Source organism: Gemmatimonadales bacterium (genome assembly GCA_041390145.1).
In the GTDB taxonomy this organism is placed as follows: domain Bacteria; phylum Gemmatimonadota; class Gemmatimonadetes; order Gemmatimonadales; family GWC2-71-9; genus SPDF01.
The window spans coordinates 238,001-250,903 of sequence record JAWKQM010000002.1 but is presented as its reverse complement, the minus strand read 5'-3'; the positions used below and the strand labels follow the sequence as shown (position 1 = coordinate 250,903).

At 66.0% G+C, this 12,903-nt stretch carries 9 protein-coding genes; 8 read left to right on the top strand and 1 reads right to left on the bottom strand.

From position 1 onward, the window contains the following. Nucleotides 1–16 precede the first annotated feature (16 nt). The 7 genes from argF to R2910_01140 all read left to right on the top strand — a co-directional run bounded on the left by argF (nt 17) and on the right by R2910_01140 (nt 8,380). Nucleotides 17–916, top strand: coding sequence for an ornithine carbamoyltransferase (argF, locus tag R2910_01170; protein ID MEZ4411579.1), 900 nt, complete (start codon nt 17–19; stop codon nt 914–916). 42 nt (nt 917–958) lie between these two features. Then, nucleotides 959–2,068: a glycine cleavage system aminomethyltransferase GcvT gene (gcvT, locus tag R2910_01165; GenBank protein ID MEZ4411578.1), complete on the top strand. Its 1,110-nt coding sequence runs from the start codon at nt 959–961 to the stop codon at nt 2,066–2,068. 11 nt (nt 2,069–2,079) lie between these two features. Then, on the top strand, nt 2,080–2,574 hold the full coding sequence (locus tag R2910_01160; protein MEZ4411577.1) for a MogA/MoaB family molybdenum cofactor biosynthesis protein: 495 nt from the start codon (nt 2,080–2,082) through the stop codon (nt 2,572–2,574). Nucleotides 2,575–2,580: 6 nt separating this feature from the next. Then, nucleotides 2,581–4,086 (top strand): sigma-54 dependent transcriptional regulator, encoded by a 1,506-nt coding sequence (locus tag R2910_01155; GenBank protein MEZ4411576.1) that lies wholly within the window; start codon nt 2,581–2,583, stop codon nt 4,084–4,086. Nucleotides 4,087–4,187: 101 nt separating this feature from the next. Then, nucleotides 4,188–5,882, top strand: a complete 1,695-nt coding sequence (locus R2910_01150; protein MEZ4411575.1) for a diguanylate cyclase — start codon at nt 4,188–4,190, stop codon at nt 5,880–5,882. 43 nt (nt 5,883–5,925) lie between these two features. Continuing rightward, a complete protein-coding gene (locus tag R2910_01145) occupies nt 5,926–6,681 on the top strand; it encodes a hypothetical protein (protein MEZ4411574.1) in 756 nt (251 codons plus the stop codon). Nucleotides 6,682–6,976: 295 nt separating this feature from the next. Then, nucleotides 6,977–8,380, top strand: coding sequence for an HD-GYP domain-containing protein (locus R2910_01140; protein MEZ4411573.1), 1,404 nt, complete (start codon nt 6,977–6,979; stop codon nt 8,378–8,380). Between the two features lie 15 nt (nt 8,381–8,395). On the opposite strand, the gene R2910_01135 is transcribed toward R2910_01140, so the two are convergent. Continuing rightward, the gene (locus tag R2910_01135) at nt 8,396–11,722 is read right to left on the bottom strand and encodes an AAA family ATPase (protein MEZ4411572.1); all 3,327 of its coding nucleotides are present in this window, start codon (nt 11,720–11,722) and stop codon (nt 8,396–8,398) included. A gap of 269 nt (nt 11,723–11,991) precedes the next feature. Between R2910_01135 and R2910_01130 the strand changes: the two genes are divergently transcribed. Continuing rightward, nucleotides 11,992–12,885, top strand: coding sequence for a hypothetical protein (locus R2910_01130; GenBank protein MEZ4411571.1), 894 nt, complete (start codon nt 11,992–11,994; stop codon nt 12,883–12,885). The last annotated feature ends 18 nt before the right edge of the window (nt 12,886–12,903 follow it).

Here is a 12,903-nt window from a genome sequence, read left to right as displayed (position 1 = left end):
CGACCCCGGTTGGTGCATGTCCAAGCGCGACTTTCTCTCCATTCCCGATTTCACCGCCGACGACCTCCTTTCCCTTCTCGATCTGGCTGGCCGGATGAAGTCCGGGGCGTACCGGGAGCGGCCGCTGGCCGGGAAGACCCTCGCCATGGTCTTCGCCAAGAGTTCCACCCGGACCCGCGTGTCGTTCGAGGTTGGGACGCTCCAGCTCGGGGGACATGCCCTCTTCCTCTCCTCGCGCGACATTCAGCTGGGTCGGGGTGAGCCGATTCGCGACACCGCCCGCGTCCTCTCGCGGATGGTGGACGGCATCATGATCCGCACCTTTGCGCACGCCGACGTCGAGGAGCTCGCGCAGTTCGCCACGATTCCCGTCATCAACGGGTTGACCGACCTGCTCCACCCCTGCCAGATCCTCGCCGACCTCCTGACCACGCTCGAGGCGTTCGGCACGCTCAAGGGGAAGACGGTGGCCTGGATCGGCGACGGCAACAACATGTGCAACAGCTGGCTGAATGCCGCCGGCGTCCTTGGATTCGAATTGCGGGTCGCCTGTCCGCAGGGCTACGAACCCGACCGCCGCATCTTCGAGCGGAACACCGCCCTGACTTCCCTGCTGGTGACCGGGGATCCGGAGGAGGCGGTGGCCGGTGCCCACGTGGTGACCACCGATGTCTGGGCCTCGATGGGACAGGAGGGCGAGGCGGCGCAGCGGGCCGAGGCGTTCAGAGACTACCTGGTGGACGAGGCGCTGATGCAGCGCGCCGACCCGAACGCGATCTTCCTGCACTGCCTCCCCGCACACCGCGGGGAAGAGGTCACGGAGGCGGTCCTTGAGGGTCCGCAGTCGCGGGTGTGGGACGAGGCCGAGAATCGGCTCCACGTGCAGAAGGCCCTGATGGCGATGGTGATGGGTTAGGCAGACTCGACGCATTCTGATTTCTTCTACTCTGGTCATATCATGGACACGCCGCTCAAGCGCACGCCCCTCTACGACATTCACGTCGCCCTCGGCGCCAAGATGGTGCCCTTTGCCGGCTGGGAAATGCCGGTGCAGTATCCCACCGGCATCCAGGCCGAGCACAAGGCCACCCGCACCGGCGCCGGCCTGTTCGATGTTTCCCACATGGGGGAATTCGAGGTGACGGGCCCCGACCGGAACGCCTTCGTCAACCGGATCACCTGCAATGACGTCGGCGCCCTCGGCACCGGGGATGTGCAGTACTCCGCGCTCCTGACCAACGAGGGTACCTTCGTCGACGACTGCACGATCTACCGGTTCGAGGACAAGGTGATGCTCGTGGTGAACGCCGCGAACATCGACAAGGACTGGGCGCACGTCGTGGCGCAGAAGGGCGGGGCCAACGTCCGGCTCAAGAACATCTCCGACGCCGTGGGGCTCCTCGCGCTGCAGGGGCCGACCGCACAGGCGGTGCTCGCCCCGGTCACCGACATCCCGCTCGACGACCTCGGCTACTACAAGTTCACCACCGGCAAGGTGGCCGGGGTCGACTGCTTCGTGAGCCGCACCGGATATACCGGCGAGGACGGCTTCGAGATCTACTGTCGCCTTCGCGACACCGAGGCGATCTGGAAGGCGCTCGAGGGTCCCGGCAAGGCCCAGCCCATCGGCCTTGGCGCCCGCGATTCGCTGCGGCTCGAGGTGGCCTATCCCCTCTACGGCAACGACATCGACGACACCACCACGCCGCTCGAGGCTGGCCTCGGCTGGATCGTAAAGCTCGACAAGGGGTGCCCCTTTACCGGCAGTGACGCGCTGCGCGCACAGAAGGGGCGCGGTGTCACCCGCCGGTTCGTCGGCTTCAAGTTGCTCGACCGCGGCATCCCGCGGCACGGCTTCCCGGTGTTCTACGAGGGATCGCAGGTGGACATCGTGCGCAGCGGCTGCATGAGTCCGTCCCTCGGCATCCCGATCGGCACCACCTACCTGCCGGTGGCGGCGGCCAAGCCGGGCACGCGGTTCGAGGTGGAGTCGCGGGGCACGCGCATTCCCGCCGAGGTGATCAAGCGGCCCTTCTACACTGAGGGCACGGCCCGGAAGGCGAAGTAGGGACGCACCGCATGCGCGTGGGCATCCTGACCGTCTCCGACGCCTGCAGCCGTGGCGAGCGTGCCGACACCTCGGGCGACGCGATCGCTGCCTGGGCGTCGGAGCCCGGACGTGAGGTGGCCTGTCGCGCCGTGGTGCCGGACGAGACGGGGCCGATTGCCCGCACGATCGCCGAGTGGGCAGATGCGGATGTCGCGGACCTGATCGTGACGACCGGCGGGACCGGACTCACCGCACGGGACGTCACCCCCGAGGCCACCCGTGCGGTGCTCGAACGGGAGGCGCCCGGCATTGCGGAGGCCATCCGGGCCAGCGCCTTGCCCCGGTTCCCTCGCGCCGCGCTGTCACGTGGGATGGCGGGTGCACGTGCGCGCTCGCTCGTGGTCAACCTCCCCGGCAGCCCCGGCGGTGTGCGCGACGGCCTCGCGGTGCTCGGCGGCGTCGCGGCCCATGCGGTGGACCTTGTTCGAGGCACCGACACTTCTCACCCCGCCACGGAGGGCTGACCAGGCATGACCGCACAGATCCTCCTCACGATGGACGACCTCGAGACGGCGGTGCCGCTCAACGCGGCGCTGGAGCACGCCGGCTTCGCCACCACCATGGTCTCGGCGATGGACGACGTGCGCGCGGTGTTCCGCCGCGAAGGCCCCGAGTTGCTCATCCTGACCGGTGCGGTGCACGAGTCGCCGGCGGTGGGGCTGATCGCGATGGCTCGCGAGGCGGAGGTGTCCACGCTGGCGCTGATCGAGCCGACCGATTCCGAGCGCGCCGAGCGCGTGGCGCGCCTCGGGGCGACGGCGGTCATGACCAAGCCGATCGTGCCGGACGACGTGGTGGCGGCCGCAGGCCGGCTCGTGGCGCGGCGCCGGCTGCAGCAGCGCACCGGCATCAGCGGCGAGAGCGCCGCCGTGCAGGAAGTGCTGGTCAAGATCGAGCAGATGGCGCCGGTGTCCAGCACGGTGCTCATCCAGGGCGAGTCGGGCACCGGGAAGGAACTCGTCGGGCGGGCCATGCACGACCTCTCGCCCAGGGTGGGGAAGCCGTTCATCGCGGTGGACTGCGCCGCGATTCCTGACACGCTGCTGGAGTCGGAGTTGTTCGGGCACGAAAAGGGGGCGTTCACCGGGGCCGCCGAGCGGCGGCTGGGCCGGTTCGAGCTCGCCGACGGCGGCACGATCTTCCTCGATGAAATCGGCGACATCCCTGCGTCCACCCAGGTCAAGCTGCTCCGTGTGCTCGAGAATCGCGCCTTCTTCCGCGTCGGCGGTACGCAGCCGATCAAGGTGGATGTGCGCGTGGTGGCCGCCACCAACCGCAATCTTCGCGACGCCGTCCAGATGGGTGAGTTCCGCGACGATTTATATTACCGGCTCAGCGTCCTCAACATTTACCTTCCCCCATTGCGGGAACGGCGCGAGGACATCCCCCTGCTGGTCCGGCGGTTCATCCGGGAATTTTCCAAGGCCCACGACCGCCCCTTCCGCGGCATCGCGCCTGAGGCGCTGGAGCGGCTTGTTGCGGCACCCTGGCCCGGGAACGTCCGTCAGCTCCGGAATCTGGTCGAATCGATGGTGGTGCTGGCCCCGGGGAACCAGATCCGGGCCAGCGACATCCCGGCCGATGTCCTGGAGGGGGCCGGCTCCCTCCTGCCGGCCCGCCTGCCGCAGGCGGGCAGGGATGTTTCCGGGCAGGAATTGGAGTTTATCTTACGTAATATCATGGACTTACGGCTCCAGATGGAGGAGCTCCGCCGGCGGATGGATTCCGGGCCCCAGCGGGTCCAGATCATCGATATCGGGGACCGGCAACCGGTGTCCGATCTGGCCGGGGAGTCCACGGGGGAGGACCTCGGGTCCATCCTCTACAGGTCTGGCATGACAATGGCTGAAGTGGAGAAGCGGGCCATCGAGGCGGCCCTCGAGGAGTACCGCGGAAACCGAAGGAAAGCCGCGGAGGTCCTGGGGATCGGGGAGCGGACACTGTACCGGAAGATCAAGGCGTTCGGACTCGGCTAAGTGGTTGGTTTCTTGATATTTGCGGGGTGTCACCTCTTGACAGTTCTCAGGTCCGTACCAATATTGACCAAGACCCGCTCTCCCAGGCCGTGGGTGGGCGCGTGATTTTTTCGATCGACTCCGAAGCCTGCGTGGCCTGTCTGGCCTGTGTGCGCGTCTGCCCCACCGAGGCGGTCGCCGTCGACGGGGACCAGGTGCAGATCGTGGATGAGGCATGTATCGCGTGTGGTCAGTGCCTGCCGGCCTGCCCGCACGAGGCCATCCACGCGAGCGGAGAAATCGGTCGGGCGCTGACGGTCGCGGCGCGGGGGGATGGCATGCTCATCCTCAGCTCGGAGGCGACGGCGCACTTCTTTCCGGCCACGCCGGAGCAGGTGGTCAACGCCTGCTACGCGGCCGGGTTCCGCACGGTGCATCGCGGTGTCATCGGCGATGAACTGGTGGCGGCGGAGTACTTGAGTCTCTGGCGTGACGAGGGGTGGGGCACACTGATCCGGTCCACCGATCCGGTGGTGGTCGAGACGGTGCGCATCGATTACCCCGAACTGGTGCCCTACATGGCGCCGGTCACGATTCCTGCGGTGGCGGAGGCGCGGTATCTGCGCGCGCAGCATGGGCAGGAGCTTCGCATCGTGTACGCGGGCGTCGCGGCGCCGCGGAACACACCGGAGCTTGATGCCGCCGTCACCTTCGAAGACCTCGAGCGGATTTTCGAGCTGCGAGGGGTGTCGGTGCTCGGGCAGGCGGACTTCTTCGCGCGGATTCCCGAGGAACGGCGCCGGCATCTGAGCGCCGCGGGCGGCCTGCCGCTCGCCATGCTCGAAGAGGTGCGCTACGCGAGCCGCCGGTTCCGGACCATGCGGGGGCTGAAGCACCTGCCGGCGCTGGCGCAGGCGGTGGCGGTCGATCGGCTCGACATGGGGTTCGTGGACCTGCTCTCCTTCGAGGGGAGCCTGGACCACCCGCTTCTCGGCCCGAAGGACCAGCTCTACTGGCGGCGGGCGCTCCTGGCGAGCGCGGAGCCGCCCCGCAGCCCGCAGCCGGTGGTCGACGGCACCCTGGTGGCCAGTGTGGGCGCCACGTTCGATATCCGGCCCCGGCGGCTCGCGTCCGACCCGACTGCGGTGGCCGCGCTGCTCGAGGCCATCGGTCCGGGCCCGAACGGCCGGCCCTGGGACTGCGGGGCCTGCGGCTTCACCACCTGCGCGCGGTTCGCGTCCGCGGCGGTGCTTGGCCGGGCGACGCTCCGCCAGTGTCCGCCGTACCAGGAGCGCCGTGCGGAAGAGGCCTCGCGCGAGGCGGCGGTGGATCTGCTGACCGGACTCGCCACCTTCCGGGTGTTGCGCGATCGGTTGAGCCACGAGATCGAACGGAGCAAGCGCAGCGAGGAAGGGTTCGCGGTCATGTTCATCGACCTCGACCGCTTCAAGCAGCTGAACGACCGGTTCGGGCACGAGGCCGGCAACGAAGTTCTGAAGGCGGTGGCGGGGGAAATCCGGAGTGCGGTTCGCGCCTCCGACCTCGCGGCCCGCTATGGTGGCGACGAGTTTGTCGTCATCCTGACCCGCACCGACCTGCATGGCGCCCGCCGCGTGGCGGAAGCGCTCCGGGCCGGGATCGAAGGGGTCGGACGCCGGTTGGGTTATGACGTCGGCGTGGTGACGGTCAGCATCGGGCTTGCCGAGTTCGACCCGGCGAGCCCCAGCGAGGGCGACCTCCTGGTCACCGCCGACCGCGCCTTGTACCAAGCGAAGGCCGCCGGCAGGAATGCCGTGGCCAATGAAGGGGCCGCCTGAGGCGGCCGCTGCCCCCACAGGCACTCAGCGACAGGAAACCGAGATGGCGTTCAATTCCGCGAGGCAGTCCGATGCCGGCTTCCAGGCCGCGCGCACCACGCCCAGTGGTGGGCCCGGTGGTGAAGCGCCCGATCCCTGGGGCGTGCGCCGGGCGGAAAACCTCTTGACCACGCTCGAGGGGATTCTCTCGGCGCGGGTCGTCACCACGCCGCTCGGCGAGGTGAGCGAGGTGCATATCCTGGCCCAGTCGGGGCTCGCGCCGAAGCAGCTGGTGCGCAACATCGAGTCGGCGCTCCTGGCGCAGCTCGGCCTCCGGGTGGACCACCGCAAGATCAGCATTGCGCAGACGGCGGACGTCAAGCCGATCGAGGCGCTCGAAAAGGAGGCGGTGCGGAGCCAGGCGCTCCACCGGGCCATCCTCTTCGAGGACCTGGCGGTGGCGCCGGGCAAGCGCGCGCACCGGATTACCATCAGCGTGAGCCTCAGCTTCCTCGGCCGCACGGAAACGGCGGACGAAGAGAGCAGCGACACGCCGCGGAGCCGGGTGGAAGCGGCGGCGCGGGCCACGGTGCTGGTGCTCGACCGATTGCTGGAAGACTCGTCGGTGGCGCTGGAGGGGGCCAAGATTGTCCCCGCCTTCGACCGGGACTTCGTGTTCGTGGCGGTGCAGGGGTTGGGCGGGCGCGAGTCGCTCGTGCTGACCGGCAGCGCGCAGATCAAGGAAAGCGCCGAGCGGGCCGCGGTGTTTGCAGTGCTCGACGCGACCAACCGATGGACGGAACTCCGCCGGCCGCGATAGGCGCGGGCGGCGATTCTAACCAACTCGAGCGGAGGGAACAAAGCGAGGTAGGGGGTCGAGTCTTCAAAGAGGCAGCGGAGACTAGCGGACAACAGAGCGGAGCGTCTGGTAGGCCATAGCGAGGCCGACCACTTCCCGAGTCATTGATGTACTCGAAGGGAGGTGACGCTCATGTTGCAGATTACTTGGCTTGCCGCCGCTGTGAAGTTCGTGGCGAATCTGTTCCTGGCCGAAGGTCAGGACTGGGCCTAGTTAAGGCCTGATGCCTCGATCCCCCACCGAGCTGTTCCAATCCATGAGATCAACTACCAAGACCAACATTTTTGTCGCAATCATGGCCACCGCCGCGTTGGCGTTAGGTATGATTGCTTGGAGTCATCGCCAACCCTCTCCGGGTATTTGGCCGCTCCTCAGCTTCATATTCATGGCATTCTTGGTTGAACAAAGCACTACGGAACTGAAGGTTTCCGCGCGCGGTTCGACTTCCTTTGTGATGCACATGTCCGCAGGATTGATTTTTGGTGGCTTTTGGGGCGGCCTAGTTGCAGCATCCTCAACAGCTCTAGGGCAGCTTTCGATCGGCAATCCTCCCGCGAAGACCCTCTTCAACATTTCCCAACGGGCAGCATCTGTGCTCGTCGCGGTCCTTGTGTATCGTTTGCTTGATGGGGGGTTACCCCCGGCGTACATGCAGGTGGTGGGGAGTGTGGAATCTTCGGCCATCCAGCGGGACTTCTTTCTGTTCTTCGCTTATGCCGCGACATATTTCGTCGTCAATTCTGTAGCGGTTAGCGGTGTCGTCTCGCTCAGCGCCGAGCGTTCGTTCCGGGATGTTTGGAGCCTAAACACGCGGGGAGTCATCGGGTACGACCTCGGCGCGAGCGTTATCGCACTCCTCTTGGCGTGGCTGTACACCTGGTTTCAGGCCACATGGGAGCTTGGGTCCATCGGCCTGGTGCTGGTGGTCATTCCCATTGTGGCAGTGCGCCACGTGTACGGGCTCTACCACCAGTTGCAGGAAAGCGGGCAGGAGCTCCTGCAGGTGATGGTCAAAGCCATCGAAGCCCGCGACCCCTACACCTCCGGCCACTCTCTCCGGGTGAGCCAGCTTTCCCGGCTCATTGCCCTCGAAATGGGGCTCCAGATCCGCGATGTGGAGCAGGTTCACACCGCGGCGCTGCTCCACGACGTCGGCAAGATCCACGAGGAATTCGCGCCGCTGCTCCGGAAGGAAGACCGCCTCACCGCCGATGAAACGGCGCTGATGCAGACGCACTCGGCCCGGAGCGCCGAGCTGGTGGGCATCATCTCCAAGTTCCGGGGGTTCATCCAGGAATCAGTGCGGCACCATCACGAGCGGTGGGACGGCAAGGGGTACCCCGCCGGGCTGTCCGGGCACGAAATCCCGCTGGCCTCGCGAATCATCTTGGTAGCCGATACCATCGACGCCATGACCACCGACCGCCCCTACCGGAAGCGGCTCCCCCTCGAGGTAGTGATCGCTGAACTGCAAAAGTGCCGAGGGGGTCAGTTCGACCCCGAGGTCGTAGAGCACGTGGTGACGTCCGTGGCAGTTCGCCGGCTCATCACCGTGGGTGTCGAGACTTCTCCGATGCCGGCGACCGTCACGGTTTCAGATCCAGGCATGAACAGGTCAGGCTGGGCCAAGAAGTCGTTCTGGAAGGGGCGGTCTGCCTAGGTCGTTCGATGTTGTTTAGATGTCAAGCATGCCGAGTGCACGCAATTCATTGGTTGCTCCCACTGGCAGGTGGGCCAGTCTCCGCCACATCTCCTCTCGTTCGCGCTCGTCAAGTCGCCCGCTCCTACTATCGAGCCATACCTTCGCGTTCAAGACCTCGGCTTGGTCCATGCGATCCAAGGACTGCTGCCGTGACCATAGTGCGTCAATTCCGGCTTGTGCCTCCTCTGTTGGTGTAGCCCCGTTCGCGGCGGTCTTGGCGAGCCACCGTGCGAATGGCCCTGCTAGAGATTCAGATTGAATTTGGCGCATCTCTCCAGTTATCGCTGACAGTGCAGTCTCTAGTGCTTCCTTGTGTCGGCCGAGTATGACGAGGACGTCGGCTGCGCGGAGTTGCCACAACTGGCGCACCCAAGGTTGATGAATGTGTTCTAGTGTGTCGTTTCCTCTACGAAGCTCATCGAGGGCATCTTTTGTGTCCCCACGAAGTGCGTAGCCTTGGGCAAGGATGTAGTGCAAGTTTTGGTCAAGAATAATGTCGCGGGTCCGCCACTTCTCACTAATTGCTCGGTTCGCCCAAGCTAATTGAGCCTCAGGATTGCCAAGTCGAGAATGGAAGAGAGCGATGTTTGCGAGGAAGAGCTGTAGTCGTCGTTCCTCTCCAATTTCACGGGCCGCATTGACACCGCGCTCGCCAATAGCAAGCGCAATTGCGTATTCACCGAGGCTGCTGTGTATGGCGCAACGCCCGAGCAGTAGGGCAAGGTAGACCGAGTTCTTGATCTTGTACGCCTCAAGGTCGCCAATGATCGCATCTATGGTCTCAAGACTCCGTGCCCTGTCTCCGGAAAAATAGAGACAGAGTGCCTTGCCTAATGCGTATTCTCCTTTGTCCTCCAAGGAGAGCGTACCGAATGCTTCCTTCTCAAGTTGGTTCCAGATATCGCTGAGCAAGACCGGGTCGGGATGTTCGCGGAATATCCTCGCGGCGATCCAAAGAGCTCGGAGGCGTGTGTTAGGTTCTTCCGCAGCCCTGGACTCTTGTAGGAGTTGGACAGCGATGCCGCGAGTTCGAGCCACCGTACGTTCGTTGACAAATTGCTCTGCATAGAGTCTCAGCACATTGCGTCGTGTCAACACTTCCTTGCGAGAGGATTCATGGACTGCGTCTAGGAAGGAGATGGACTCCTGCATCCGCCCCTGCTCCTGCAGCGCTTCCCCGAGCAGCAACAGCGCCTCACTCTTGTCCGGCTCCTTGAGCCGGTCCATTGCGGTCGAGAGCCCGCGCTCCGCCTCGTGGGGCGCGCCGCCACGCATCGACTCCCGCGCGCCACGCAGGAGGTAGGGCGTCGCCTCATCGGGTCTCCCGGCACGAATCAGATGCCAGGCGATTTCCAGTCCCGGGATCTGTCCGCCATTCGCTTCCGTGCCGAGCAGGCGGGACACCACCTCACCGTGGAGTGCCGTCCGCATCGGTCGTGGAATCCCGAGGTAGGCATGCCCTCGTGTCAGTTCGTTGACGAACTCCAGCTGCTCCTCCGTTTCACGCAGCAGGCGGGCCGACCGCAGTGCCTCCATGGCCTGGCCAGTCGTACCGAGTCCCAGGTCCACGATCTGGTACATCGGGAAGTCGTTCAGTCGCGGCCCCAGTACCGCGGCAAGCTGGAGGGCAAGGCGGGTGGACGCGTCGAGTCCCTCGCAGATGCGATCCAGTGCCATCCTGTAAGCATCTTCCGGGGGCGGTCGTTGGCCGAGTTCCTCGCGCATCGCGGGCACGGCAAGCGCCAGGCTGCCCTCCCCGCTGCTGATCCACTCACTGACAAACAACTCCAACGCGAGCGGGTACCCGCCCGAGGCGCGAAGCATGGCGTCCCGCACGGACTTTCCCGGATCGGGCCCGTCGGCGGTCAGGCTCTCAAGCATCTCGGCCGCCTCATCCGGCGCCATCGGCGGCACCTCGAGCGACACGAACCCGAGCCGGCTGTGGCTCTCCCGGAGCCGTGCGATGTTCGGGGATTCGTTCGGGCCCGTCGGCCTCGCGGCCAGCGCGATCATGACTCGTTCGGTCTCGAACCGGCGGGCGAGGAGGTGGACAACGGAAAGGCTGGCGTCGTCTGCCATGTGAAAATCGTCGACGACCAGCATCACGGCGGTCTCTTCCGCGATGGTCCGGAGCAGGGACTCCATCGCATCGGTCACCCGGATCCGGAACGATTCGCCGTGGAGCTGCAGGGAAGGGGGGAGGCTGGGGAACTGTTCCCGGAGCGCCGGAACCGCCTGGCTCAGGTCGGCCAGCGACTGCGGAGAGGTGGCCAGCGCCTCGGGGCGCTCGAGCAGCCCGCGGACGAGGGCACCGAGTGCTGCGTAGGGAATATCCCGCTCCAGCTCGTAGCATTGGACCCGGCTGGTGACGGCGCCATCGAGGCTGGCCGCCGTCATCAGCCGCTGCAGCAGCGTGCTCTTGCCGATCCCCGATTCGCCCAGCACCAGGGCATGGGTGGGCTCGCCGCGCGTGGTGCGTTCCCAGGCCTCATACATCGTCTGGTACTCGGTGGTCCTGCCGATGAAGGTGCGATCCCGCCACTGCTCGGTCGGGACCCGTGGGCGGTTGCCGTCGCCGCCTCCTTCGAGCGTCCCGCGCCGGAGCCGCCTGGCCATCGCCTCGAGCTGCTCGGAGGGTTGGGCGTGCAGCTCGGTATGGAGCGCCTGCTTCCAGGTTTCGAACGCCTGGAGGGCGCCGATGCGGTCGCCGGCGAACGCCCGTGCCTCGATCCGTGCCCGGATCGCCGCTTCGCTGAGTGCATTGTGGCGCAGGGTCCGCTCGGCGAGTAATTCGATGCCGCTGAAGTCTCCGGTGCGGCGGCAATGATCCATCTGTCGGACCAGCGCCGCCTCGATCATGGGCCAGAGCCTGGTGCGCTGCTGGTCGCGCCAGTGATTGAAGCTGGGCGCGTCGGGAATCTCGAACTCCTCGAGAAAGGCGTCGACCTCCAGCGCCGGGAGGAACTCGGTTTCGAGGACCTCGCCGCGCTGAAGCCGGTCGAGGTCGCAATCGAGCTGGACGGTCGTCCGGATCGTGTAGGCGTCCCCCGGGAACGCCTTGGGGCCGATCCGATTGCGAAGCCCCCAGATAGCGGTCCCCATCGAGTGGCGCGCCTCCTTCATCCCGACGCCGGACCAGAGCAGGTCGGCGAGCCGCTCACGGCGGACCGGCGCGCGCCCCTCCAGGACCAGGTAGATCAGGAGCGCCAGCTGTTTCTGGGTCCGGAGGCGAATCGGTGTCCCGCTGGCATCGAGGAGGGCGGGTTGGCCGAGACACCGGAGATATGCGGGCTTGCCCATCGACGGCTCCGGTAGTGTGATGCGGACAACATGTGATGACAGGCGCAAAAAGGAATCAACAGCGAGTCGATGCCCTGTTGACAGTTTGTAATGTTCCCCTGGGCAGTGGTTTGTCCAGTTCCCTTCCGCCAATCGGTAAGGCAATGCTCTGCAAGGCATTGCATTACCCCTCCCGGCCCCATTGTTGCGACCCCTTCCCCTGATCCGGTACATTGCCCCGCGTTTGTGATTCGGCGCACGCCCTGCTGCGCCACAAATGGAGGATTTCCATGCGAAATACATCCCGCCTGCTGACCGGCGCCCTTCTGGCCGCCACCGTCGGTCTCGGCGCCTGCAGCGATTCGTCCGGCCCCAGCACCACCCCCCTCTCGGCCGCCAACGCCGCCGACGTGGGAGACGCCGTGGCCAGCACCGCCGGCCTGGCCCTCGCCGGCGTCTCCCCGTCCGTCCCGAATTTCGGGACCGGCTTCCCTCTTTTCGCCAACGGCCGGGCCATCAGCGGCGGCATCGCCTTCTCGCCGCCAGCCGACTCGCTCCCGAACTGCCCCGCCGCGAGCGACCTGACCGACACCGACGGCGACGGCGTGCCCGACAACGCGGTCTGGACCTTTAACGCCGCCGATTGCACCGAGACCGACCTGGATGGCAACCGCAGCGTGGTGACCGGCAGCGTGGCCATTTCCGACCCGGGCCTCACCGTCGGATATGACCTGCAGCTCAACAGCCTGACCGGGCAATTCTACCAGAGCGGCGACCTCAGCCCCTTCCTGCAGCTGATCATGGACGGCGACTGGTCGCTCCGCGCCACCAGCGACGCGATCAACGCCGACCAGAACTACACCTACGTCCTCTCGGTGCAGAACGAGCGGGTCACCCTCGCCAACGACCTGTCGGTGGCCTTCAACGCCGCCAACGGCAGCTCGATCTCCTGGGGCGTGCCCCTGCCCAACGGCACCATCAGCATCGACGGCGCCTGGCGTGTGTCCTCGAGCCGTGAATCGCACTCGCTCACCCTGGTCACGGTCACCCCGCTGTCGTATGACGACACCTGTTATGGGGTGGTGAGCGGCGTCCTCGACGCCTACGGCACCGGCGGCGCCGTCCGCGTCACCTGGACCGCCTGCGACACGTACACCGCCGTCTTCATGCCCAACGCGCAGTAGCGGGGGCACCAGACAGAC